Source organism: Plantactinospora sp. WMMB782 (genome assembly GCF_049179135.1).
In the GTDB taxonomy this organism is placed as follows: domain Bacteria; phylum Actinomycetota; class Actinomycetes; order Mycobacteriales; family Micromonosporaceae; genus Plantactinospora.
Window position 1 is genome coordinate 5396243 of sequence record NZ_JBMHMC010000007.1, and the last position, 23418, is coordinate 5419660.

21 protein-coding genes are annotated in these 23418 nt (G+C 73.0%); 8 read left to right on the forward strand and 13 right to left on the reverse strand.

What is annotated here, in order from left to right:
- Positions 1-112: 112 nt before the first annotated feature.
- Both ACN28A_RS26325 and ACN28A_RS26330 read left to right on the forward strand, forming a co-directional pair.
- The gene (locus ACN28A_RS26325; protein ID WP_421399215.1) at positions 113-1591 is read left to right on the forward strand and encodes a family 43 glycosylhydrolase; all 1479 of its coding nucleotides are present in this window, start codon (positions 113-115) and stop codon (positions 1589-1591) included.
- Between the two features lie 186 nt (positions 1592-1777).
- Entirely contained in the window at positions 1778-3187 is a 1410-nt protein-coding gene (locus ACN28A_RS26330; RefSeq protein ID WP_421399218.1) for an NAD(P)/FAD-dependent oxidoreductase, read from the forward strand.
- 69 nt (positions 3188-3256) lie between these two features.
- Here ACN28A_RS26330 and ACN28A_RS26335 read toward each other — a convergent pair whose 3' ends face one another.
- The 4 genes from ACN28A_RS26335 to ACN28A_RS26350 form a co-directional block, all read right to left on the reverse strand.
- A complete protein-coding gene (locus ACN28A_RS26335; RefSeq protein ID WP_421399221.1) occupies positions 3257-3814 on the reverse strand; it encodes a dihydrofolate reductase family protein in 558 nt (185 codons plus the stop codon).
- A gap of 16 nt (positions 3815-3830) precedes the next feature.
- Positions 3831-4295: an SRPBCC family protein gene (locus tag ACN28A_RS26340; RefSeq protein WP_421399223.1), complete on the reverse strand. Its 465-nt coding sequence runs from the start codon at positions 4293-4295 to the stop codon at positions 3831-3833.
- Between the two features lies 1 nt (position 4296).
- Entirely contained in the window at positions 4297-4638 is a 342-nt protein-coding gene (locus ACN28A_RS26345) for an ArsR/SmtB family transcription factor (RefSeq protein WP_421399226.1), read from the reverse strand.
- 217 nt (positions 4639-4855) lie between these two features.
- Positions 4856-5776 (reverse strand): alpha/beta hydrolase family protein, encoded by a 921-nt coding sequence (locus ACN28A_RS26350; protein WP_421399229.1) that lies wholly within the window; start codon positions 5774-5776, stop codon positions 4856-4858.
- 135 nt (positions 5777-5911) lie between these two features.
- On the opposite strand from ACN28A_RS26350, the gene ACN28A_RS26355 reads away from it, so the two are divergent.
- The gene (locus tag ACN28A_RS26355; RefSeq protein ID WP_421399232.1) at positions 5912-6568 is read left to right on the forward strand and encodes a TetR/AcrR family transcriptional regulator; all 657 of its coding nucleotides are present in this window, start codon (positions 5912-5914) and stop codon (positions 6566-6568) included.
- 274 nt (positions 6569-6842) lie between these two features.
- On the opposite strand, the gene ACN28A_RS26360 is transcribed toward ACN28A_RS26355, so the two are convergent.
- A complete protein-coding gene (locus ACN28A_RS26360) occupies positions 6843-7892 on the reverse strand; it encodes an SEC-C metal-binding domain-containing protein (RefSeq protein ID WP_421399235.1) in 1050 nt (349 codons plus the stop codon).
- 76 nt (positions 7893-7968) lie between these two features.
- Complete coding sequence (locus tag ACN28A_RS26365) at positions 7969-8946, reverse strand: SDR family NAD(P)-dependent oxidoreductase (RefSeq protein WP_421399238.1); 978 nt, start codon at positions 8944-8946, stop codon at positions 7969-7971.
- Between the two features lie 178 nt (positions 8947-9124).
- Between ACN28A_RS26365 and ACN28A_RS26370 the strand changes: the two genes are divergently transcribed.
- On the forward strand, positions 9125-10657 hold the full coding sequence (locus ACN28A_RS26370) for an MFS transporter (RefSeq protein ID WP_421399241.1): 1533 nt from the start codon (positions 9125-9127) through the stop codon (positions 10655-10657).
- A 154-nt stretch (positions 10658-10811) separates the two neighbouring features.
- On the opposite strand, the gene ACN28A_RS26375 is transcribed toward ACN28A_RS26370, so the two are convergent.
- Positions 10812-12110 carry an aldehyde dehydrogenase family protein gene (locus tag ACN28A_RS26375; protein WP_421399244.1) on the reverse strand — a complete coding sequence of 433 codons (1299 nt, stop codon included), beginning with the start codon at positions 12108-12110 and terminating at the stop codon, positions 10812-10814.
- 265 nt (positions 12111-12375) lie between these two features.
- Here ACN28A_RS26375 and ACN28A_RS26380 point away from each other — a divergent pair, with 265 nt between their 5' ends.
- The 3 genes from ACN28A_RS26380 (at position 12376) to ACN28A_RS26390 (ending at position 14455) form a co-directional block, all read left to right on the forward strand.
- Positions 12376-13215 (forward strand): hypothetical protein, encoded by an 840-nt coding sequence (locus ACN28A_RS26380; RefSeq protein ID WP_421399247.1) that lies wholly within the window; start codon positions 12376-12378, stop codon positions 13213-13215.
- A gap of 132 nt (positions 13216-13347) precedes the next feature.
- Positions 13348-13896, forward strand: coding sequence for an RNA polymerase sigma factor (locus ACN28A_RS26385; RefSeq protein WP_421399250.1), 549 nt, complete (start codon positions 13348-13350; stop codon positions 13894-13896).
- A gap of 4 nt (positions 13897-13900) precedes the next feature.
- Entirely contained in the window at positions 13901-14455 is a 555-nt protein-coding gene (locus tag ACN28A_RS26390; RefSeq protein WP_421399253.1) for a hypothetical protein, read from the forward strand.
- Between the two features lie 10 nt (positions 14456-14465).
- On the opposite strand, the gene ACN28A_RS26395 is transcribed toward ACN28A_RS26390, so the two are convergent.
- The 3 genes from ACN28A_RS26395 to ACN28A_RS26405 form a co-directional block, all read right to left on the reverse strand.
- A complete protein-coding gene (locus ACN28A_RS26395) occupies positions 14466-16013 on the reverse strand; it encodes a serine/threonine-protein kinase (RefSeq protein ID WP_421399256.1) in 1548 nt (515 codons plus the stop codon).
- A 276-nt stretch (positions 16014-16289) separates the two neighbouring features.
- Positions 16290-16964 carry a hypothetical protein gene (locus ACN28A_RS26400; protein ID WP_421399259.1) on the reverse strand — a complete coding sequence of 225 codons (675 nt, stop codon included), beginning with the start codon at positions 16962-16964 and terminating at the stop codon, positions 16290-16292.
- A 156-nt stretch (positions 16965-17120) separates the two neighbouring features.
- Positions 17121-18173: an LLM class flavin-dependent oxidoreductase gene (locus tag ACN28A_RS26405; RefSeq protein WP_421399262.1), complete on the reverse strand. Its 1053-nt coding sequence runs from the start codon at positions 18171-18173 to the stop codon at positions 17121-17123.
- Positions 18174-18890: 717 nt separating this feature from the next.
- On the opposite strand from ACN28A_RS26405, the gene ACN28A_RS26410 reads away from it, so the two are divergent.
- Entirely contained in the window at positions 18891-20156 is a 1266-nt protein-coding gene (locus ACN28A_RS26410; protein ID WP_421399265.1) for a hypothetical protein, read from the forward strand.
- 131 nt (positions 20157-20287) lie between these two features.
- Here ACN28A_RS26410 and ACN28A_RS26415 read toward each other — a convergent pair whose 3' ends face one another.
- The 3 genes from ACN28A_RS26415 to manD all read right to left on the reverse strand — a co-directional run bounded on the left by ACN28A_RS26415 (position 20288) and on the right by manD (position 23400).
- Entirely contained in the window at positions 20288-21469 is a 1182-nt protein-coding gene (locus ACN28A_RS26415) for a DUF5685 family protein (RefSeq protein ID WP_421399268.1), read from the reverse strand.
- Positions 21470-21530: 61 nt separating this feature from the next.
- Positions 21531-22181, reverse strand: coding sequence for a gluconokinase (locus ACN28A_RS26420; RefSeq protein ID WP_421399271.1), 651 nt, complete (start codon positions 22179-22181; stop codon positions 21531-21533).
- Positions 22171-23400, reverse strand: a complete 1230-nt coding sequence (manD, locus tag ACN28A_RS26425; RefSeq protein WP_421399274.1) for a D-mannonate dehydratase ManD — start codon at positions 23398-23400, stop codon at positions 22171-22173. The genes ACN28A_RS26420 and manD overlap by 11 nt, the downstream gene beginning before the upstream one ends.
- Between the last annotated feature and the right edge of the window lie 18 nt (positions 23401-23418).

Here is a 23418-nt window from a genome sequence, read left to right on the forward strand (position 1 = left end):
CCTGTGCGGGGCGATTCCTTGACTGTCATCGATGTTAGCGATAACACTGACCTGCGTGACACCCGGAACGACAGCGGGTGCCTCCGCCGGACTCGACGAAAGGTCACAGATCATGAAGCCGAATCCGCGCAGGACGCGCCGCCCGCTCCGGTCGACCGGCTCCGGGCCGCTGATCGCCGTACTGGCCACCGTGCTCGCGCTGCTGGCCGGGCTGCTGCCGGGAGCCCCGGCCGCCGCCGCACCGGCGGTGAGCTACACCAACCCGCTGGTGAACCAGCGCGCCGACCCGCACATCTTCCGGCACACCGACGGCTACTACTACTTCACCGCCACCGTGCCGCAGTACGACCGGATCGTGCTCCGCCGGGCGACCACGTTGCAGGGCCTGGCCAGCGCCGCCGAGACGACGATCTGGCGCCGGCACACCAGCGGCGAGATGGGCGCACACATCTGGGCGCCCGAGATCCACTTCGTCAACGGCCGCTGGTACGTCTACTTCGCCGCCGGGCGCACCGACGACATCTGGCGGATCCGGATGTACGTACTGGAGAACGCCAGTGCCAACCCGCTGACCGGATCGTGGACCGAGCGCGGCCGGATCAGCACCCCGTGGGACACCTTCAGCCTCGACGCGTCGACATTCGTGGCGAACGGCGTCCGCTATCTGGTCTGGGCCCAGTCCGAACCGGGAATCTCCACCAACTCCAACCTCTACCTGGCCCGGATGGGCAGCAACCCGTGGCAGATCACCGGCACGGTGACCCGGCTGACCGTGCCGACGTACGACTGGGAAACCCGGGGCTACCGGGTCGCCGAGGGGCCGTCGGTGATCCAGCGCAACGGCCGGATCTTCCTGACCTACTCGGCCAGCGCCACCGACGCCAACTACTGCCTCGGGATGCTCACCGCCCCGGCGAACGCGAACCTGCTCAACGCGTCCTCCTGGACCAAGAGCCCGACCCCGGTCTTCGCCAGCTCCGCCGCCACCGGCCAGTACGGCCCCGGACACAACTCGTTCACCGTCTCCGAGGACGGCCAGAGCGACATCCTCGTCTACCACGACCGCAACTACCGGGACATCAACGGCGACCCGCTGAACGACCCCAACCGGCGTACCCGGATCCAGAAGCTGTACTGGAACGCCGACGGCACCCCGAACCTGGGCATCCCGGTGCCGGACGGCGCGACCCCGGTCCGGCTGCGTCCGCACGACCTCGCCGACACGTACCTGCGGCCCTACGACTACCGGGTCCGGGTCGACGCCGACGTCACGCCGCTGGCCGACTCGCAGTTCCGGATCGTGACCGGCCTGTCCGGCTCCGGCACGGTGTCGCTGGAGTCGACCAACTTCCCGGGCTACTACCTGCGGCACCGCAACTACGAGGTGCACGTCGAGCGCGACGACGGTTCGGCGCAGTTCCGCGCCGACGCCAGCTTCCTGCGCCGGGCCGGGCTGGCCAGCGGTGCCGCGATCTCGCTGGAGGCGCAGAACTTCCCCGGCCGGTACCTGCGGCACCGCGCCGGGCTGCTCTACGTCGAGCCGGTGACCTCCGCCGCCGAGCAGGCATCCGCCACCCTGCACCTGGAATGAGCCGGGTCGGGCGGCGCCGCAGGCGACTCCTCCGCTCCGTCCCGCCATGACGCCGGCCCGACCGCGATGCACGCCGGCCCGACCGCGATGCACGCCGGCGCGCCGGAGAGTCGTGATGCTGACTGTCCGGCACGTCGGATCAATCGGTTTGGGCTGGTGGGCGCCGGTGTCGGTAAGGATGGAGGTATGCCTTCGCCACTGTCCCAGCCCCGTTCTGCCGTGGTCGTCGGCGGGAGTTTCGCCGGTCTCTGCATCGCACGTGCGCTGGCCGACTTCGTCGAGCGGGTGACCGTACTCGACCGGGACCGGTTTCCGGACGGACCGCAACTGCGCACGGGCATCCCGCAGGCGCGGCACCTGCACGTGCTCGTCACCTCCGGGCAGCGGGCCCTGGACCGGCTCTTCCCCGGCCTGATGGCCGAGCTGTACGACCGGGGGGCGGTACCGGTGGCCGCTCCGACCGACCTGCTGTCGTTGAGCCCGTACGGCTGGCGCGAACGCTTCCCGGCCACCCACACCCTGGTCGGGGCCAGCCGGGAACTGCTGGACTGGACCATCCGGCAGCGACTCGCCGCCGACCCGCGGATCCGCTTCGAGACCGCCCGCGAGGTGGTCGGACTACTGCCCGGGGAGGACGGCGACTCGGTCGCCGGAGTCCGGTTGCGGGCCCGTGACCGCGGATCCGAGATCCAACCCTGTGCCGCCGACCTGGTGGTGGACGCCAGCGGACGCGGCTCGCGCTCGCCGGGCTGGCTGGCCGAACTGGGCTACGGACGGCCGGAGGAGACCCGGATCGACGCCGGGCTGGGCTACGCGAGCCGGCGTTACCGGCTGGCCCCCGGGGTCGCCGACGGCTGGAAGAACATCATGGTGATGCCGAAGCCGCCGCAGGTCTCCCGGGGCGGAGTGCTCTATCCGATCGAGAACGGCTGCTGGATGGTCACGCTCGGCGGGTTCGGCGACCAGACCCCGCCGACCGACGAGGCGGGCTTTCTGGAGTTCACCCGCAACCTGCGCAGTCCGCTGATCTACGAGGCGATCCGGCACGCCGAGCCGGACGGGCCGATCCACGGCTTCCGGCGTACCGGCAACCACCGCCGGCACTACGAGTCGATGTCGCGCTGGCCGGAGGGTTTCCTGGTGGTCGGGGACGCCGCCTGCGCCTTCAACCCGGTCTACGGCCAGGGGATGAGCGTCGCCGCGCAGACCGCGGTGGTGGTCGGCGAGCACCTGCGGGCGCACCGGGGTCGGCTCGGCCGGACCGCCCAGGCGGCGGTGGCCGGGTGCAGCGCCACCGCGTGGACCATCGCCACCGGTACGGACCTGCGGTTCTCCGCCGCCGGTACGGTCCCGCCGGGGCGCCGGGGCCGGCTCTCGTACTGGTACCTGGACCGCGCCTCCGACGTGGCCGACCGCGACCCGTACGTGCTGCGGGTGCTCACCGACGTGCAGCACCTGGTCCGGCCGCCGGCGGCGCTGGCGCATCCGAGGGTGGCGCTGCGGGTGCTGCGCGGTCCGACCCGGCCGCCGCTGTCGACCCCGCCGCTGTCGACCCCGCCCGTCACGGTGCCCGGCCGGCGCGCGTCCGGACGGTGAGCATCCGTCGCCCTGGTCAACCTGCTGGGTGCGCCGCAGCCTGCCCCAGGGCCGGCCCGGCGCCGGGCGCTACCCGGCCGGCTCCGGGGCCCGGTCGAGCCTGTAGTCGAGCAGGACGAGCCGCTTGTCGAACACCTCGGTCGCGGCGAGCCGGAGATCCAGGTCGGGAAGTCCGGCCAGCATCCGCTCCTCGCCGCTCTCGCCGAGCACCTGCGGGAAGACCATCAGGCGGAGCCGGTCCACCAGCCCGAGCCGGAACAGGCTGCGGACCAGCGAACGGCTGCCGATCACCCGGAGCGGGTCGCCGGGGGCGTCCTTCAGCGCGGGTACGGCCACCTCGACGGCCTCGGCCACCAGGGAGGTGCCGGGCCAGGCGAGCGGCGGGCGCAACGACTTCGAGAAGACCATCTTGGGCAGCCGGGCCAGCGGATCGGAGGGTTGACCGCCGCCCATCTCCACCAAGGCCCGGTAGGTGTTGGCGCCCATCAGCATCACCTGTGGACGATCGGACTGCTCGTCGATCCAGGCCCGCAGGTCGGGGCCATCGTAGCCGAAGAAGGCGGGGGAGTCGCGACCCCGTAACCAGCCGTCGACGGTGCTGAACAGGTCGACCGTCAGTTCCCGCATCTGCTGCCCCCGCCGCTCAGCCGAGCTTCGTCAGGTACGTCGCCAGCGCCTGGTACGACTGGCGGGCCCCGTCCGCCATCCCGGAGGCGATCATGCCGTCGCGCTCCTGTCGGGTGTCGAAGCGGGTGACGGTGGTGACCGTCGTCCGGCCGTCCTCCTCGGTCAACTCCAGCGTCTCCACGCAGACGTGCCCGGGCATGCCCTCGAACTCGAAGGTCTGCACGATCCGCTCCGGCGGGTGGATCTCCCGGTATTCGCCGCGGAACGCGTACTCCCCGTCGGGAGCGTGCTCGACGAACCGGTAGCCGCCACCCGGGCGGAAGTCCAGCTCGCAGTCGAGCGGATTGCCCCGGCCCCACCAGTGCTTGAGGTGCTCGCAGTTGGTGTGCGCCTCGAAGACGAGCGCGCGGGGTGCGTCGAAGACGCGCACCATCTTGATCTCCAGGTCGGACGGCAGGGTCACCGTCAGGTCGTCGCCCATCTCACTCCTCCTCGGTCGCGGTGTCGTCCCGCTGTAGCCGTTGCAGGTAATCGCCGAGCCGGTCGTAGCGCTGCTCCCAGAACCGTTGGTAGTCGGCGACCCAGTCGGCCACCTCGCGCAGCGGCTCCGGATCGAGCCGGCACGGTCGCCACTGCGCCGCCCTGCCCCGACTGACCAGCCCGGCCCGTTCCAGCACCTTCAGGTGCTTGGAGACGGCCTGGAGGCTGATCGGGAAGGGCTCGGCGATCTGGTTGACCGTCGCCTCCCCCTGCGCCAGCCGGGCCAGGATCGCCCTCCGGGTCGGGTCGGCAAGAGCGCCGAACACCTCGCTCAGCCGGTCCACGCGATCCACCTCTCAACCGCTCGGTTAATTAACCGATAAGTTGAATATCCTGCCTGCGGTGGCCCGTGTCAACCCCTTCCGGCACCCGGGCGCCAGGCCGGTCCGGCAACGGCCCATCGGTCCAGCGGTCAGCAGTGGCCCATCGGTCCAGCGGTCAGCAGTGGCCCGGCGGTCCGCCCACGACCTTGGACGGACCGCCGGACCTGCGCCTGGAGCGTCACTTCGATTCGAGCCGGCCCGACGGATCGCCGCCCGCCGCCAGTTCGGCGCTCGCCGTCGACCAGGAGGAGTCCGTAGGGTCGAGTGCACTGCGCAGGTAGGCCAGGGTGAGCCGCTGGATCAGGGCGACCCGCTCCGGACTCCCATCGGTGGTCTCTGCCGACTCGTAGCCGGGAATCCCGCCCAGCGAGTGCTCCGCCCCGTGCAGGGTGAGCAGGCTCTTGGGCCCGGGGCTCAGGAAGTACGGATCGGTGAACCACTCCGGCCCCCGGACGGTGAGCGCGGACTGGTCCTTCTCGCCAGCGACCACCAGGGCCGGGGTGGCCATCGCCGTGAAGTCCGGATTCATGAAGGGAAAGTGCTCGGCGGCGAACGGCGTCAGGTCGGCGCCGCCGCTTCCGGTCAGCGCCAGCAGCACGCCGGCCCTGATCCGGGGGTCGGACATGTCCTCGCCCGGAACGCCCCGGGCGTCGAGGACCCGCGCCCCGAGCAGCATGCTGGCGCTCTGGGCGCCCCAGGAGTGTCCGGCGGCGGCGATCCGGCCGGGGTCGAGGCGGCCGGCGAGGCCGGGGAGGGCGGCCTCGACGCGGTCCAGTTGGTCGAGAACTCCACGCAGGTCCTCGACCCGGATGCGCCAGATCTCCGGATGGCGGGGGTCCTCGGGCGTGATCGCCAGGGTTCGCGAGTCGAGGTGGGTGGGCTGGACGACCACGAAGCCGTGGGCGGCCCAGTAGTCGACCAGCGGGGCGTAGCTGTCCAGCGAACCGCCGAAACCGTGCGAGAAGACGACGACCGGCAGGCGGTCGCCGGTGGCCGGGGCGGAGACCCGTATCCGCAGGTCGTCGCCCCGGCCGGGGGCCGCGAGGGTCACCGGTCGCACCGAGACGACCGGGCTGGCCACTTCGTGGGGATGCTGCATCGTTGTCACTCCTCTGGCACCATGAACTAGCGGATCAGTGTTCCGTTTCCAACATACGGAACGCCGTTCCGTTTAGCAAGGTGGCTACGGAGCGGCACGAGTGACGGAGGCGACACCAGGGTGGGATGGCAGCACATGGCTGACAAGCGCAGCGGACCGGCATCGTCCGACGGCGGCGGGGCGGCATCGTCCGGCAGCGGACCGGCATCGTCCGGCGGCGGCGGGGCGGCGACGCCGGGCCGTCGCAAGCGGGTCGACGCCCGGCGCAACGAGGAGACCCTGCTCGAAGCAGCCGCCGCGGCCTTCGTCGCCTCCGGCGTCGACGCTCCGGTACGGGACATCGCGGCCAGGGCGGGCGTCGGGGTCGGTACGATCTACCGCCACTTCCCGACCCGGGCCGATCTCGTGGTCGCCGTCTACCGGCACCAGGTCGAGGCATGCGTCGAGGCGGGCCGGGCGCTGCTGGCCAGCGACGAGGTGCCGCACAGCGCCCTGACCCGGTGGATCGACCTCTTCGTCGACTTCCTGGTCACCAAGCACGGCCTCGCCGAGGCGCTACAGTCCGACGACGCCACCTTCGTGACCCTGCACGGGTACTTCCTCGACCGCCTGACACCTGTCTGCGCCGACCTGCTCGACGCCGCCGGCACCGCCGGCGAGATCCGCACGGACATCGAAGCCCTCGAACTGATGCGTGCCGTCGGCAACCTCTGCATCGGCGCCGACCGGGACCCCCGGTACGACGCCCGCCGGATGGTCGAGGTCCTCCTCGCCGGACTGCGCCGACCCTGACCGTCGACAGCCGCCGACACTCCGGTTCCGGCTCGGAACGGACGCCGGTCCGAACGGACGCCGACCGAACGGACGCCGGTCCGAACGGACGCCGACCCGAACGGACGCCGACCCGAACGGACGCCGGTCCGAACGGACGCCGGCCCGACCCGATTCGGCCCGACCCGCCCCGGATCAGCGGGGCGGCGGCAGGCGGTCGGAGCGGCGGCAGGCGGCAGGAGCGGCGGCGATCCGGCGGTCGGCCCGGGGAGCCGCCGGACCTCGATCGGGTGGCTCAGCCGGCGGACCTGGCGCGGGCACGCGGCAGGCAGCACTTCTTGTACTTGCTGCCCGAGCCGCACCAGCACGCCTCGTTCCGCTCCGGTGGCCAGGGCAGCTGCGTACCCTGCCCGACCAGCTCCGCCGCGTAGCCGGTCCGGGCCGGTCCGGCGGTCGGGTCCACGCCGGTGCGCTCCGCGTACCCGGCCAGTTGCCCGGTCGAGCCGCGCAGCGGGCCGAGCCCGAACCGGCCCGAGTCGGCCAGCCGGACCAGTTCGCGCTGGACCCGGGCCCGATGCTCGGACCAGTCCCCACCAACCGCCTCGGCCAGGTCGGGCCAGCGCGACAGCAGGGCGTCGAACTCGCCCTCCGGCAGGAACAACCGGGCTTCCGGACCCGGGTCGGCATCCGCCGTTGTCGCGCTGCGGAACAGCTCGTTCTCCAACCGGTCGGCCAGGTTGTCGTGCTGGTCGTGCGGCAGGTCCAGTTCCCGGCGTACCCGGTGGCGCTGTTGCAGCAGGAAGAAGAGGAGTCCGGAGGCATCCTGCCCGGTCGGTTCGGCGGTGCCGGCGACCTCGGTGGCGCCCGGCGCCGGAGTGCCCCGGTCGCGCAGCGCACTCTGCACCGCCTCGGTCAGCCACTGCTCGGCCAGCCCGGTCCGGCCGCCGACCTCCAGGGCGGCGCTCAGGTACGCGGCCGCGTCCGGCTCGGAGTCCAGCAGTGGGCGCAGGGCGGTGAGTTCGGCGAGCGCCTCGTCGTCCCGGCCGGTCCGGAACAGGATCCGGGCGTGCAGTGCCCGGGCGAAGCCGGCGTCGGGCTCGGAGCTGTGCCGGTACGCGTCGACAGCGCGGTCCGCGTACCGCTGGGCGGCGTCGAGTCGGGCCCTGGTCTCGGCGATCTCGGCGGCCAGGGTCAGCGCCCGGCCGGCGTCCTCCGGATCGGCGAGTCGCCCCTGCTCGACCGCCTCGGCCAGCTCGGCCGCGATGCCCAGCGGGTCGGCCGTGCCGAGCGCGGAGCGCCGCAGCTCGGTCAGATCTGCGCTGGTGAGCACGTCTTCGGTGGGCACGGATTCACCGTACTGCGGCGGTCGGGCGCGACCCGCCTGGTCACGGTGTAACCCTCCGCACGTGGCCGTCGGCCGGCTACGCCGTCTTCCGGCGGGACGTCAGGGCCTCGGTCGCGTACGCCCAGAGGCGATCCGCGGCGGCCGGGTCGACGGCGTGCGCCGCGACCCCTCCGGTGGCCTCCGGTCCGCCGGCCACCACCTCGGCCTCCTGGTTGTCGTCGAAGTACCGCCCGGTGACCCCTTCGACCAGCGGCGACGCGGCCAGCAGCACGGTCGTCGCCGCGCCCTGTGCGGGCGTCTTGTAGTAGGGCTGCTCGATGCGGTTGCCCGCCTCGTCCATCGCCCCGAACGCGCGCAGCGTCTCGTCGTCCATGTGACGTTGCAGGTTGGTCGTGATGAAGCCGGGGTTGAGGGCGTTGGCGGTGATCCCGTCCGCCGCCCAGTGCCGGGCGATACCCACGGCCAGCAGGACCCCGGCGACCTTCGACCGCCCGTACGCCGCCCAACGGTCGTACGGCTGTCGCTCGAACTGCGGGTCGGCGAAGTCGAACGCTTCCCGCAGGTGCGCTCCGGAGCTGACCAGCACGACCCGGGCCGAACCGGCGGCGCGGAGGCTGTCGTGCAGGCCGCAGGCGAGGGCGAAGTGCCCGAGGTAGTTGGTGGCCAGTTGGAGTTCCCAACCCTCCGCGCTGAGCTGTCGGGTCGGGATGGCCATCACGCCCGCGTTGGCGACCAGCGCGTGCACCGGACCGTCCCAGACGTCGACGAACGCCTCGACCGAGGTCAGGTCGGCCAGATCGCAGGCGGCTGCCCGGACGCTGCCCGGACCCGGCGCGGCGAACTCCGCCACCAGCGGTTCGGCCTGCACCGGATCCCGGGCGGCGACGGTGACCGCCGCTCCCGCTCCGGCCAGGGCGCGGACAGCTGCCGCACCGATGCCGGAGGCGCCGCCGGTGACGATCATCCGGCGACCGGTGAGGTCGACGCCGTCGAGGACCTCGGCGGCAGTGCTCCGGGCACCGAACGGGGTGCTGATCCGGGCGTGGGTTGCCATGATCTCCACGCTACGAGCGGACGCCCCGGACTGCCCGTCTTCCCGCATCCGTCACTCTTTGGTAGGCGTCCGGGCCGGCCCTGCGCGGACGCGGCCCTCGGTCGTGGCCCGGTGCGGCGCCGGGGCGGTCCGGAAACCCTTCGACATCAAGCTAAGTTCAGGTCGTAGGGTCGTCGGCATGAACGCGATCCGCGGGGACCGGAAGACCTTCTTCCAGGTACTGGGCAACACGCTGCTGGTGTCGGTGGTCAACTACACCGTCTGGTTCGCGATCACCTTCTACGTCTACCTGGAGACCCGCTCGGTCTTCGCCACCGGCCTGATCTCCGGGATCTTCCTCGTGCTGACCGCGCTGACCGGCATCTGGTTCGGCAGCCTGGTCGACCACCACCGGAAGAAGACGGTGATGCAGGCGTCGGCGCTGGTCTCGTTCGCGCTCTACGCGGTGGCCCTGGTCGTCTACCAGCTCGCCCCGCGCCGGTCGTTCGCCGACCCGACGAGCGTGCCACTGTGGACGCTCGTCGTGCTGGTGATGGTCGGGGTGATCGCCGGGAACATCCGGACCATCGCGCTGCCGACCCTGGTCACCGCGTTGATCGAGGAGGAGACCAGGGACCGGGCAAACGGTCTGGTCGGCAGCACCACCGGGGTGAGCTTCCTGGTGACGTCGGTGATCAGCGGGGTGCTGGTGGCGGCGGGCGGGATGCTCTGGGTGCTGGTCCTGGCCCTCGTCGTGGTCGCCCTCGCCGTGCTGCACCTGGCGGCCGTCCCGCTGCCGGACCGGCCGGCCGCTCCGGCCCCGGCCGCCGAGCCGACGGTCCCCGGTGAGCCGCTGGTCAGCACGGTACCTGCGCGGTCCGGCGAGCCGCTGGCCACGGCGTCGGTGTCCGGTGAGCCGCTGGCCACGGGCACGGCCGTGTCGTCGGGATCCGGCGATCCGGTGGCCACGGCCGAGCCGGCGGGCGCCTCGAAGCGGCGGGTGGACCTGCGCGGCACCATCCGGGTGGTCGGCGAGGTGCCGGGGCTGACCGCGCTGATCCTCTTCTCGGCGTTCAACAACTTCCTGGGTGGCGTCTTCATGGCGCTGATGGACGCGTACGGGCTGTCGCTGGTCTCGGTGCAGACCTGGGGCCTGCTCTGGGGACTGCTGAGTACGGGCTTCATCGTCGGCGGGCTGCTCATCGCACGTACCGGCCTGAGCAGCAACCCGGTCCGGCTGCTGCTGCTGGTCAACGTGCTGCTCTGGACGGTCACCACGCTCTTCACGCTGCGTTCGTCGATCATCCTGCTCACCGTCGGGCTGTACCTCTACATGCTGGCCGTGCCGTACGCCGAGGCAGCCGAGCAGACGATCCTGCAGAAGGTGGTGCCGTACGAGCGGCAGGGCCGGGTCTTCGGCTTCGCGCAGAGCGTCGAGCAGGCCGCCTCGCCACTGACGGCGTTCCTGATCTCGCCGATCGCCCAGTTCGCCTTCATCCCGTTCATGACGGACGGGGCGGGCGCCCGGACGATCGGCGGCTGGTTCGGCACCGGAGCCGACCGTGGCCTCGCCCTGGTGTTCGTGCTGACCGGAATCGTCGGGCTGGTCGCGACGGGGCTGGCGCTGCGCAGTCGCCCGTACCGGCGGCTGAGCCGGCGCTTCATGACGGGCCCGGCCAGCGGTACGGGTCCGGGCCAGCCCGAACTGAGCCCGTCCGGCGCCACCCCGTAACGCGGCTCGACCAGGGACTTTCGGTCGCCGCGGCCGCCCGCCGGCCGAAGACGGGATGTCCGAGCGGGCCCGCCCGGCGGCTTACCTGCCGGTGTGGCGCGCGCCGGTCAGCCGGCGCCGGGTGGGCGATTCCCCGCCGCCGGCGGTCAGCCGGTCAGCCCCGGGCGCCGCCGGGCACGTCCGCCGGGACGACGACGTACTGCCGCAGGTAGAGGTCCTGGAAGGTGACCGGGCCGCGCGGCCCCGGCACGTGGTCCACGTTGATCCCGGTTTCCGGTACGCCATGCAGCTTGAAGCCGTCCAGTAGCCGGGTCGACGCGTTCCAGAAGACGCCGGTGCCGATCGAGTTGGCGATGAACCGTTCGGCGGCGGCCGGATCCTCGGTCACGATCGTCGCGGCGAGTCCCGACGTCTCGGTGTTGGCGATCGTCACCGCCTCGGCCAGGTCGGCCACCTCGGCGACGGTCACGGTCGCCTCCCGGCCACTGTCCAGCGCCCACTCGTAGCCGACCGGGTGGTCGTACGGCGGCAGCGAGGTGCGTACGCCCAGCTCGGCCAGGGCCGCCTCGAAGCGGGGCAGCGCCTCCCTGGCGACGTCCCGGTGCACCAGCAGCAGGTTGACCCGGTTGCACACGCCCAGCCGGTCCAGGCCGGCGACCAGCAGTGCGGTGGCCCGATCCAGGTCGGCGGCGGCGTCGACGTAGCACACCCCGCCGCCGTCGGCGTGTGCCAGGGTACGGACGCCGTGCCGGGCCGCCTCGGCGCCCAGCGAACGGGTGGCGTCACCACTGCCCCGGAGGATCACCAGCGGGATCAGGTCGGTCTGCCGGACCAGGGCGACCGCGCTGGCCCGGCTGGAGTCCGGCAGCAGTTGGATCGCGTCCGGGTCGAGCCCGACGTCGCGCAGTCCCGGCGCGATGACGTGCCGGTGCAGCGCCTCCGCCGAGGTGAGCGCGGCCGAGCCGGTGCGCAGTACGCCGGCGTTGCGGGACTTCACCAGTTGCGAGGCCACGTCGACGGTCACGTTCGGCCGGGCCTCGAAGTTCGCTCCGATCACCCCGACCGGGCGGCGGCGCTCGGTCAGCCGCAGCCCGCCGGGCAGTGACCGCAGCGGCGTCTCCCGGGCCGGGAAGGGCGCCTCGGCGAGCAACCGGAGTTGGTCGGCCATGCCCTTGAGCCGGGCCGGGTCGAGCCGGAGCCGGTCCTGCAACGCCGAACTCATCCCGGCGGTGCCGGCCGCCTCGACGTCCCGCTGGTTGGCCGTGAGGATCTCGCGCTCGGCGGCCACCAGGCGATCGGACATCGCCGTCAGCGCGGAGTCGATCACCGGGTCGGGTGCCTCGGCCAGACGCGCCGCCGCGGCGCGGGCCCGCCGGCCGCACTCGGCGACCAGGTCGTGCACGCGGTCGTCCGCTCCGCCCGGGGCTGCGTCGGTCGCCTCGATCGAACCCATCTGCCGGCCTCCTTCGCCGTCCTGGCCCGCCATGTCCCGCCGCACTCCCGGCGGCAGCCACCGAGTCTGACACGTTTGTTCAACGAGAGAGCAATAGTGTCCGCTATTCGGACCACCCGCCCGCCGGACCGGACCCGAGAGCCCGGACGTTGAGGTGGTCCGGTGCGGCGGCGGACCACCGTGCCGCGGCCAGCGACGTCCGGCCCGGACATCCCGCCGAGGGCCTGCGACCGAGCAAGATCGGCATACGGATAGGGTCCCCGCCATGTCGAAGAACCTGGTGCGGGTCGCCTTTCTCGACGCCGACACCGGCGCCCAGATCGGCCGCAGTGAACTGCCCGTCGAGCAGCTTCCGGGCAGCTTCCAGTCGGCGACCACCCTCGAACTGGCCGGCGACACCTGGTCGGTGCAGGGGGCCGAGCCGCCGACGGCGGCGCAGTTCGCCGCCACCGGCGTCCTCACCCTGACCCTGCGCCGGATCGAGTCGGCCCCGCCCGGCGACATCCTGTACTCGCTGCCGACGCTCTGCGCCAGCCTGCCGGCGGTCGCCCCCGCACCGGCCGGCGCCGACCGGCTCGAACTGCACGAGGACGACTGGCGGCAGGTGGAGCTGGTCAGCGCCGATCTCGGCGAGGAGGTGCAGGCCGAGCTCCGGGCGGTACGCCACAGCTACGAGCAGCACGCCCGGCGCGACGAGCAGGGCCGGGTGTACGGCTTCCGGAACCTGCACGTCCGGAGCAACCCGGTCAACCCACTGTCCCGGCCGGTGTCTCGGCGCCGGCTGCTCGGCCGGCTGCCGTCGGACGCCCGCAACCGCGGCGGGATCGGATTCCGTGGCCTGCGGGGGATCGTGCCCAGCTCGTTCGCGGTGAGCGTCGGTCGGGTACTGCTGTACGGCCTCACCGACGGCGACGCGCTGGCCGTACTGGCCGTGCGGACCGAACCGGGGGCGGCGGGGGAGCCACAGCCAGAACTGGTGGCCGCGCTGGAGTTGACGATGCGCGAGGCTGACCTGTTGCTCGTCGACTGGTGCCGGGTCGCCCTGGTCGGACCGGCGTCGATCGACGACTACCTGGTCACCATCGGCGCCGTCGGCCGAAACTGATCCGGCGTGGGCTGGACCTGATCCGCGTCGGCTGGACCCTGGTCCGTCTTCGGCCGGAGCCGACCCGGGCCGGCCGGCTGACGGAAGTTCCTCCACCCGCCCGTGCTGGACATGGCTTCCTAGACTCGGCACGTGCCCTCCGGCGTCACCGATCTCGACGGGCTGGCCCGGGCCGCCGCCGCAGGCGACCGGGACGCCCTGGACCGCCTGCTGGTCGCGGTACGCCCCGACGTACTGCGGATGTCCGCGCGTTTCCTGCCCAACAGGGAGGACGCCGAGGAGGCCTGCCAGGACACCCTGCTGGCGGTGGCCCGGGGGATCACCGGATTCGACGGGCGGTCCGCCTTCCGGACCTGGCTGCACCGGGTCGCGGCCAACCGGGCCCGTTCGACGTACGCGGCCCTGCGTCGGCGGTTCGCCACCGAGGGGCAGGGCGTGCCGTTGCCGGAAACCCCCGACCCGCGCCGGACCAGCGTGGTCGCCGGGACCCGGCTCGACCTGCTCGACGCGCTGGAGGCGATCGGCCCCGAGTACGCCGAGCCGGTGGCGCTTCGGGACGTGCTCGGGCTGCCGTACCGGGAGATCTCGGTACTGCTGGGGCTCGCCGAGGGCACCGTGAAGTCCCGGATCCACCAGGGGCGGCAGCGGCTGCGGGCCCGGCTCACCGACGCACAGGTCTGATCCGGTGCGACAGCCGGCCGCCAGCACGCTTCGGCGCTGGCTCGTCGTCCCGGCGCTACTGCTCGGGACGACGGCGATGACCGGCTGCGGGTCGGCTCCGGTCGCCCCGCTGCCCGCACGGTGGCCGACGCCCACCCCGGCCGGTAGTGCCGGCGCGAGCCCCACCGGCAGCGCCGGCCCGCCCCGACCGGTGGCCACGCCGGCACCCAGCACCCCGGCCGTCGTCGCCGGCACGCCGCCACGCACCCGCACCCGTCCGCCGCCCCGGGCCACGCCGACGGTCGAACTCTCTCCGGCCTGCCTGCCGGCGGTCATCTTCACCGTGGACGGGTCGGACAGCGCGGCGCTGCCCAGGGCGCTCTGCCTGACGGTGGCCGCGATCCTGCGAGTCCAGAACGTCGGCCCCGGGACCGTCGCGGCGACGCCGACGGAGAAGGTCGCCCAGCACTACGAGGGCGGCGTGGTCGACTGCCGGATGCTGCGGCCGGGCACCGTCGAGGTGGAGATCGCGTTCGAGACGGGCGGCAGCCACACCATCACCGTGCTGGTGGTCGAGTGAGCCGCCCGGCTCAGGGACGTACCCGGATTCCGGCCAGGAGTGTGTCGACGAAGTCCGCCGAGGCGTTCGCCGGGGGCGTGATCTGCACGTACAGCAGGCCGGCGGAGTCCGGGGCGAGCCCGGCGGCCTCCACGATCACCGGCTTGCCGGTGCGGCAGGCGGTGAACGCGGCGACGTGCCATTCGACGGACCCGCGCCGCACGGTGCGTACCGGGGCCGGGACGCAGTCGGCGTGCGGACGCTCGGTGAGGTAACCCGCCGGGTCGTGCCGCTCGGCCAGACCGCGGGAGAGCCCGAGGAACGCGCCCGGCATCGCCGGGTCGGTCGGCCAGCGCTCCGGATCCGGCGCCATCACCAGCGCCGGCTCCAGGTCGCCGTCCGGCCCGCGCTGCCCGATCCAGCCCGAACCGGTGGCCCGCCAGCCCTCCGGCAGGGCGACGGTGATCCGGCCGGTCGAGTCGGTGCCGATCCGGCTGTCCCTTCCCGACCAGCCCGGCCCGAGGGCGGCGAAGGCGGTGACGGTGAACGCGGTGAGGGCGAGTGCGGCGGCCCCGAGCAGGGTGGCGGCGCGGAGCGGGTGGCGACGCGCCCGGCGTACCGGAAGGGGTTTGTCGGTCGCGCCGGTCGGACCGGTGCCGGTGGCCAGGTCCAACGCGGCGGCGAAGGCGGCGGCGTCCGGGTAGCGCTCCGCCGGGGACCGCGCCGTCGCCCGGCGGAGCACGGCCGCGATCCCCGCAGGTACGCCGGGGCGCAGCGCCGGTGACCCGGCCGGCCCGTCGGCGCGCTCGTCCGGCCTCGGCGGCCCGGGGGACATCGTCGCGTCGAGCGGTGTCGCGTCGAGCGGTGTCGCGTCGAGCGGTGTCGTGCCGAGCAGTGTCGTGCCGAGGCGGCCGAGCCCGAAGACGTCGGCCCGGGCGTCGACAAGCGCCGCCGGGGAGTCCTGTTCCGGCGCCATGTAGCCGGGCGTACCGGCCCGAGCGGTCAGCCCCGACGCTGCGGCGAGGGCCTTGGCCAGCCCGAGGTCGGCGATGAGCACCGACTCGTCGGTCCCGGCGTCGTCCGACGCACCGCCCGCCGGCAGGGTATCCGACGTCGTGGCGCTGGCATCCGTTGCGCCGACGGCGGGGCACGGGTCGAACAGGACGTTGCCGGGGGTCAGGTCCCGGTGCACGATGCCGTTGGCGTGCAGCACGGCCACCCCGGCGGCGATCTCGCGCAGCACCCGGAGCGCCCGCCCGACCGGCAGTGGCCCGGCCGCCAGCCGGTCCCGCAGGCTGCCGCCCTCGGCCCAGGCCATCACGAGGTACGGCCGGCCGTCCGGCAACTCGCCGACCGAGTGCACCCGGACGAGCCGCCGGTGGTCGAGCCGCCACAGCAGGCGGGCCTCGTCCAGGAAGCGTTCCCGGACCCGCAGGTCGTGGCTCCAGTTCTCGGCCAGCACCTTTATCGCCACCCGGGCGTCGAGGGCAGGGTCGTGGCCCAGCCAGACGGTGGCGAACGAACCGAAGCCCAGTAGCCGCTCGACGCGGTACGGGCCGATCCGCTGCGGCGGGTTCACGTGGGCGGCCGGTGGCGGTCGTGGGTCACCAGGCCGGAAGCGCTGGTCACCGGCTCAGGGTACCGCGAGGCGCCAGCCGGGCCGCGCTTCGGACCATCCGGACGGTACGGCTGGCAGGGGCACACCGGGCATGCGGTACCGCCGCGCCGAGGGCATCACGGAGAGGCTGCCCGTGGTCGGCGGGTAGGTCGGGAGCGATGAACGGCCCGCACCCCGAGGAGGCATCCGAGGGGTGCGGGCCGCTCATCGGGCGGACTCAGCCGGGACCGGCGTACGTCAGCACTGGTCGTCGCCGCCGACGAAGGAGGCGAGCACCCGGTCCCGTTCGCCGCTGGCGATCCGGTAGACGTACGGGGTGTAGGGGTCCTCGAAGAAGGCGATGATCCGGCCGCCGCTGGACACCACGTACGCGCGCAGCGTCCACTTGCCGTACTCGATGGCACCGAGCGGGCCGTACCGCTGCTCCAGGTCGGCCAGCGTCATGCCGACCCGCCCGCCGACCCTGGTCCGGATCGTCGGATCGGTGGTGGAGAGCAGGACCAGCCGGTTGCCCTGGAACCTGAGCAGCAGGATTCCGGCGTACCGTCCGGTCGCCTCGCCGGAGTAGAAGCCGTTGCAGGTCTGCTCTTCCTCGATGTTCGTGACCAGCCCCCGAGCGAGCAGGCCGGTCCGGGTGGAGACCCCGATCCGGTACGGGCCGATGCCGTCGACGGTGAGCACGGGCCGGAACGCGACGCGTCCGGTGCGTACCCCGACGACCGCCCCGAGCCCGCTGCCGCCGTCTGCGGGTGCGGCGGCCCGGAGCGGTGTGGCAGCCCGGCCCGGTGCGCCGGCGACGGTCGACGAGGCCGAGGCTGCCGGCACCGCCCCGGCCGGAGCGACCGGGGTGACGACGAGGCCGGTGAGCAGGATGCCCAGGCCGGCGACGGAGAGACGAGCTGGTATGTGCATGGTGGACCTCCGGTCTGACGGATGGTGCTGTCATCCGGTTAGTCCGGCCGCCGCACGGGTTTTGTTCGGCTCGCCGCTGCCAGGAATCCGACAGCTCCGGCCTCGGTTCCGGTGCCGATGTCCACCGCACGCCGAAGGGCTCGGCTCGCGAAGTCGTCAGCTCGTCGAGGCGGTGCCGCCGGCGAGGAGTTCCCGGACCCGGGGAACGACCTCGGTGCCGTACCGCTCGATGTTCCCGATCAGCAGCTCGTGTGCCAGCGTGCCGGCGGAGTACTTCAGGTCGAAGCGCTGCACGCCGAGGACCTGGACGGTACGGGCGATCTTCTGCGCCACCGTCTCCGCCGAGCCGACGTGCCAGGCGCCGCCGGCGATGTCGGCGTCGAACCGGCCCCGGGTCATCGGCGGCCAACCGCGTTCGGCGCCGATCCGGTTGAACAGCACCCGCACGTGCGGCCAGAGCAGGTCGGCCGCCTCCTGGTCGGTCTCGCCGACGAAACCGGGCGCGTGTACCGCGACCGGCAGCGGCTCCCTGCCGAACTCGGCGAGCGCCCGGTGGTAGAGCTGCACGTACGGGGCGAACCGGGCCGGGTCGCCACCGATCACGGCCAGCACCAGCGGAAAGCCGTACCGGGCGGCGCGGACCACCGACTCGGGACTGCCGCCGACACCGATCCAGGTACGGATCCGCCCCGACTCCGTCTTCGGATAGACCTGCTGCCTGGTCAGCGGCGCGCGTACGCTGCCCTGCCAGCTGACCGCGTCCTCGGTGAGCAGCTGCGACATCAGCTCGGTCTTCTCCTCGAAGAGCCGGTCGTAGTCGGTCAGGTCGTAGCCGAAGAGCGGGAACGACTCGGTGAACGAGCCACGGCCGAGAGTGATCTCCGCCCGACCCCGGGCCAGCGCGTCGAGGGTGGCGAACCGCTCGTAGACGCGTACCGGATCGTCGGAACTGAGCACCGTGACCGCGGTACCGAGCCGGATCCGCTCGGTCCGGGCGGCGATCGCGGCCAGCACGATCTCCGGAGCCGACACCGCGTAGTCGTCCCGGTGGTGCTCGCCGAGCCCGAAGGCGTCGACGCCGAGCCGGTCGGCGAGTACCGCCTCCTCGACCACGTTGCGGATAACCTGGGCGTACGGCACGGGGTTGCCCTCGGCGTCGGCGGTGACGTCGCCGAAGCTGTCCAACCCGAATTCCACGGCCGTCGCCATGTCGTCCTCCAAGACCTTCCGCCGGTCGGAACGGTGTGACCGGCTCTCGGGGCGGTGCAACAGGGGCGCCGATGATCGCATTCCCGCCCGGTCGGGTGCGAAACGTCACCTGACGGTGATCGACTGGCGGTTCGCGGAGCGATCGGCGTGCGCCGGATCCACGGCACGCGGCGCTCCCGCGTCGGCCGGATCCACGGCACGCCGCGATCCCGTGCGGGCGGCGATCCCGTGCGGGCGGCGGGTCGTCGCGGTGCCCACTCGATCCCGGGCTGCCGGCACGGTGCGCCGTCGACGTGCGGTCGGCGGACTCAACCCGACCGCAACGAGCCACGAACATGCTTACCCGCGTGGTGGATCCGGGGCTTCGACGGGCACGACCGGCGCAGCGGGCGGGACTGTTCGGCTGCGCGGCGGCGCGGTGGCGCGGCGACCGGTAGGTCGACCGTGCACAGTTCGCCGGCGTCGGTCACCTGCTGCGCCCGGAGGTGCTGCACGCCTGCCGGGCACGGGCGGGCAGCTCCGGCGGCAGGGCCGGGCGCACCGTCTGGTGAGGCTCCCGGCCTGCGGAAAGAGGTTGTCGGTCCAGGTCGCCGGCCGGCGGAAAGCGGATGCCGGCCAGGATCCGTGCCATCCGTTGACCCCCATCCGGCCGCATGATCTGATGCCCGGACGCGAAGAGGCTTCGATATTTCGATCAGACGTTCTTGGGGGTCGGAGATGTTCGGGTTCCGTCGACCCGCGTCCGCCGCGGCACTGGCGATCACCCTCGCCGTGACCGGCACGCTGTCGGCCGTCGTCAGCACAACCGGTACGGCCGGCGCCGCGCTGCCGACGGCCGCTGTCGCGCTCGGCGACAGTTTCGTCAGCGGCGAGGGTGCCGGCGCCTACCAGCCGGTGGTGGACGCGGGCGGCACCGCGCAGAGCTTCCCCGGCTGGTCCGCGCCGAACAGCAACGCGTTCTTCTGCCACCGGTCCGCGAACGCCTCGCTGCACCGGGCGAGCCTGCCCGGCATCTCGGCCCGGTTCAACCTCGCCTGCTCGGGCGGCCAGCCGTACGACATCGCCAACGCCTCGGCCGGCCGGGCCAAGGGACGTACGGTGGCGGCGCAGCTCGACCAGCTCCGGGCGGTGGCGCAGACCCACGACATCGACCTGGTACTGCTCGGGCTCGGCTCCAACAACAGCTCGTTCACCTTCGGCGACGTCGCCTCCGACTGCGCCAACCGGTTCATCGCGGACGCCTGGACCGGCTGGTGGGAGTTCTGGGCGTACCTGGGTGGGCCGGTCGAGCAGGCGCCGTGCGCCGGTGACGACCTCGGCACCCAGGCCGAGTTCGCGGCGGCGACCGCCGAGACCACCGACGCGGTACGGCAACTGCTGACCACACTGGACCAGGTCGACGCCGACGGGCAGCACCGGATCGTCTTCCAGGACTACACCAACCCGCTGCCGTTCGACTTCGAGTCCCGGTTCCACGAGGAGGACAACCGGGACGACAGCCGGGACAAGTTCCGGGCCCTCGGCGCCGAGCGGTACGCCGCCGGCTGCCCCGTACACCGGGCCAGCCTGGCCGCCGGGCACCTCTTCTCCACCGGTCTCGGCACCCTGGTGCGGTCGGTGCACGGCACCATGCGCGCCGAGTTCCCCGGCGACGATCTGGTCTACCTGAACGTGCAGCGGGCCTTCGACGGTGCCCGGCTCTGCGAGACCGGCGCCAGCCCGACCGGTGCGCTCGCCACCCCGATCCGGCTGCAGGACGGCCCCACCGGAACCCCGGTGACCAGCCTCTCCGGCTATGACAAGATCGCCATTCAGCGGATCGCCAACGCCTGCGTGACCTACTTCCAGACCTGCCAGGAGTCCTGGCATCCGAACGCGGCCGGGCACGCGGTGCTCGGGCAGTGCCTGGCGGGTGCCGCGGCGACGGCGAACCGGACGGTGGCCTGTGTCCGCTCCGGAAGCGGAGCGATCACCGTGAGCTGACGTGGCCGCTCCCGCCCCTTGGCGGAGACCGGATCCGCACCGGCGTCGGGACCCCGGTGCGGATCCGGCCTGCGCCACCCCGGCGGGCCGGGGCGCTCAGGTTCAGGTCGAAGTCCGGTCCGGCGCCGGAGTCAGCTGCAGTCGCAGCAGTCGCAGCAGTTGCAGTCGCAGTGCCGGGTGCACCAGCAGCGGTCTCCGCAGCCTTCGCGCCGGCGTCTGCTCCAGCGCGGCTGCCACAGCCCGCAGGTGCAGGTGGTGAGGACGCAGGCGCCGCCGGTCACCATCGCTCCGCCGCAGCCGTCCGGCCTCGTCGCCGCAGCCTCGCCGGGCTGCCCGGCCGGCTGAGCGGTGTGAGCGTGCGGGACGATCGGTAGCCCGTGCCCGCGGTCCGGGCCATGGCGCGAGGCGTCGCCGCTGCCACCGGACGCCGCCAGGGGTGTCCCGCCGGCTTCCGACGCGCCCGCCAGTGCGAAGGTCCGCTCGATGGCGTCGCCGACCTCGCGGTCGAGCAGCGCCCGGACCAGCCTCCGGTCCCGCAGCTCCAGGTCGGCCAGGGCCAGCCGCAGGCCGTGGTGCGCGTCCGCGCAGAGCCGGCGCGCCTGCGCCAGATCCGTGCCGCTGGCCAGCAACGGGTTGAACGCGCCCCTTGCCGCGTCGTCGGCGCGGTCGGTGACCGCGTCGAGCAGGTGGGCGATCCGGCCGAAGTACCGGCCGAGCTCGGCCAGCCCGACGGCGTTGCCGGGCCGGCCCGCCAGCGTCGCGGTGTGTGCGAAGGCGGCCGCCACGGCGGTCTCGGTCGGCTCGGTGGCGACAAGTACCGAACCGCCGGGGACCACCGCCGACTCCAGTGCCGACTGCCGGGCGACAGCGTCCCACAGCACACCGGTGTCGAAGCCGACCCCGGCGCCGGTCCGGGCGCCGGCCGCCGCCCACCCGTCGGCCAGCCGGCCGGCGACCCCGGCGAGGGCGGGCACCCGCAGTGCGCCGTCCCGGTCGATGACGTGGTCCCGGGTCTTGCCGGCGGCGAGGACCAGCGAGACCGCGGCGGCCAGCCGGGCGCCGGGATCGGTCGGGGCGAGCACCGGGGCGGACCGGAAGCCGCGCAGGGCACACGGCGCCGCTGACCGGTACTCGGCGGGGCGCTGCGCCTCCAGGAGTACGGAGACCAGCAGGCCGTCGTAGTTGGTGGCCAGCCGGGCCCGGTGCCCGTGCTCGTCCCGCAGGGTCAGGCAGAGTCCGCAGAGGTGGCCCAGCCAGGCGGCGTGCAGCTTCCCGCACATCCGGTGCCGGCACGGCCGCACGATCCCGAACAAGGCGCCCTCCTCGATCGATCCGACTGCTGCGGCAGCGTAGCGACCCGGTGCACCCGCAGGGTCAGGGCAGGGCGGGCGGCCCTCCCTCCCGGCCGGCCTCCAGGTGCGGCAGGGCGAGACTCTCGACCGCGGCCTCGACCAGCTCCTCCGGAGTCGCGGCGATGTCGAGGATGTGCACCCGCTCGTCCGGTCCCGGCCGCTCCAGCGTGGCGATCTGCGAGTCGAGCAGGCTGGCCGGCATGTAGTGCCCGGCCCGCCGGGAGAGCCGCTCCCGGATCACCTCGGCCGAGCCGTCCAGGAAGACGAAGTCGACGCTCGGCGGCCCCTGCCGGAGTACGTCCCGGTAGGAGCGGCGCAGCGCCGAGCAGGCCAGTACGGTGGAGATCCCCTCGGCGGCACGTTCGGCCATCCAGCCGGCGAGTTCGCGCAGCCAGGGCCAGCGGTGGCCGTCGCCGAGCGGCGTTCCGGCCCGCATCAGCGCCACGTTGGACTCCGGATGGAACTCGTCCGCCTCGGCGAAGGTCAGCCCGGTCGCCGCACCGATCCCCTTGGCCACGGTGGTCTTGCCCGACCCGGAGACACCCATCACCACCACGTGCCGGGTGGACCGCTCCGGCCCGCCGGTGCCGCCCACCGGAGCCGGGCCGGTGTCGCCCGCCGGGCTCGGGTCGGTGCCGGCCGGCGACCGGCCGGTGCCGGCCTCACCAGTCATGGACGGTGCCGTCCTTGAGCCGGTTGAACGGCAGGTAGGCCGGCTGGTACGGGAACCGCGCCGCCGCCTCCTCGTCCAGCTCGACCCCGAGGCCCGGCTGCTCACCCGGATGCAGGTAGCCGTCGGTGAAGGTGAACGACTGCCGGAACACCTCGTCGGTGAGCGGACCGTGCTTCATGTACTCCTGGATGCCGAAGTTGTGGATAGCCAGGTCCAGGTGGAGCGCGGCGGCCATCCCGACCGGCGAGATGTCGGTCGGCCCGTGAATCCCGGACTTGATCTGGTACTGCGCGGCGAAGTCCAGCAGCTTGCGCATCGCGGTGATCCCGCCGGTGTGCGTGACGGCGGACCGGACGTAGTCGATGAGCTGCTCGCGGATCAGCGTCTGGTAGTCCCAGACGGTGTTGAAGACCTCGCCGATCGCCAGCGGGGTGGTGGTGTGCTGCCGGACCAGCCGCAGCGCCTCCTGGTTCTCGGCCGGGGTGCAGTCCTCCAGCCAGAACAGGTCGTACGGCTCCAGCGCCTTGCCGAGCTTGGCGGCCTGGATCGGGGTCATCCGGTGGTGCCCGTCGTGCAGCAGCGGCAGCTCGGGGCCGAACTCGCCCCGGACCGCCTCGAAGACCGTGGGCAGGTGTCGCAGGTAGGCCCGGGTGTCCCAGTCCTCCTCGACCGGCAGTGCGGTGCGCTGGGCCGGCTCGTAGTCGTAGCGCTTGCCGTCCACGCTGGTCTGGGCGGCGACCCCGTAGACCGCCTCGATGCCGGGGACCGAGGTCTGCACCCGGATCGACCGGAAGCCGAGTTCCAGGTGGTGCCGGATCGAGTCGAACAGCTCCGGGACGTCCCGCCCGGAGGCGTGCCCGTAGGCCATGATGCCGGTCCGGGAGGCGCCGCCGAGGAGCTGGTAGAGCGGCATCCCGGCGGCCTTCGCCTTGATGTCCCAGAGCGCCACGTCGACGGCGGCGATCGCGGCCATGGTCACCGGCCCGCGCCGCCAGTACGCCGACCGGTAGAGGAACTGCCAGGTGTCCTCGATCCGGTGCGGGTCCCGCCCGATCAGCAGCGGTACGACGTGGTCGGTCAGGTAGGAGGCGACGGAGAGTTCCCGCCCGTTCAGGGTGCCGTCGCCGAGCCCGGTGATCCCCTCGTCTGTGGTGATCTTGAGTGTGACGAAGTTGCGGTCCGGGCTGGTGACGTTCACGTCCGCGGCGACGATCTTCACGACTTGCCTTTCTGCGCT

Excerpts from the sequence above, each read along its gene's own strand:
- ACN28A_RS26350 (WP_421399229.1), bottom strand. The coding sequence starts at position 5,776 with ATGCAGCATCCCCACGAAGTGGCCAGCCCGGTCGTCTCGGTGCGACCG.
- ACN28A_RS26335 (WP_421399221.1), bottom strand. The coding sequence starts at position 3,814 with ATGCGGGAACTGACGGTCGACCTGTTCAGCACCGTCGACGGCTGGTTA.
- ACN28A_RS26410 (WP_421399265.1), top strand. The coding sequence starts at position 18,891 with ATGTTCGGGTTCCGTCGACCCGCGTCCGCCGCGGCACTGGCGATCACC.
- ACN28A_RS26375 (WP_421399244.1), bottom strand. The coding sequence starts at position 12,110 with ATGGGTTCGATCGAGGCGACCGACGCAGCCCCGGGCGGAGCGGACGAC.
- ACN28A_RS26380 (WP_421399247.1), top strand. The coding sequence starts at position 12,376 with ATGTCGAAGAACCTGGTGCGGGTCGCCTTTCTCGACGCCGACACCGGC.
- ACN28A_RS26340 (WP_421399223.1), bottom strand. The coding sequence starts at position 4,295 with ATGGGCGACGACCTGACGGTGACCCTGCCGTCCGACCTGGAGATCAAG.
- ACN28A_RS26420 (WP_421399271.1), bottom strand. The coding sequence starts at position 22,181 with ATGACTGGTGAGGCCGGCACCGGCCGGTCGCCGGCCGGCACCGACCCG.
- ACN28A_RS26355 (WP_421399232.1), top strand. The coding sequence starts at position 5,912 with ATGGCTGACAAGCGCAGCGGACCGGCATCGTCCGACGGCGGCGGGGCG.
- ACN28A_RS26325 (WP_421399215.1), top strand. The coding sequence starts at position 113 with ATGAAGCCGAATCCGCGCAGGACGCGCCGCCCGCTCCGGTCGACCGGC.
- ACN28A_RS26400 (WP_421399259.1), bottom strand. The coding sequence starts at position 16,964 with ATGCACATACCAGCTCGTCTCTCCGTCGCCGGCCTGGGCATCCTGCTC.
- ACN28A_RS26330 (WP_421399218.1), top strand. The coding sequence starts at position 1,778 with ATGCCTTCGCCACTGTCCCAGCCCCGTTCTGCCGTGGTCGTCGGCGGG.
- ACN28A_RS26405 (WP_421399262.1), bottom strand. The coding sequence starts at position 18,173 with ATGGCGACGGCCGTGGAATTCGGGTTGGACAGCTTCGGCGACGTCACC.
- ACN28A_RS26370 (WP_421399241.1), top strand. The coding sequence starts at position 9,125 with ATGAACGCGATCCGCGGGGACCGGAAGACCTTCTTCCAGGTACTGGGC.
- ACN28A_RS26365 (WP_421399238.1), bottom strand. The coding sequence starts at position 8,946 with ATGGCAACCCACGCCCGGATCAGCACCCCGTTCGGTGCCCGGAGCACT.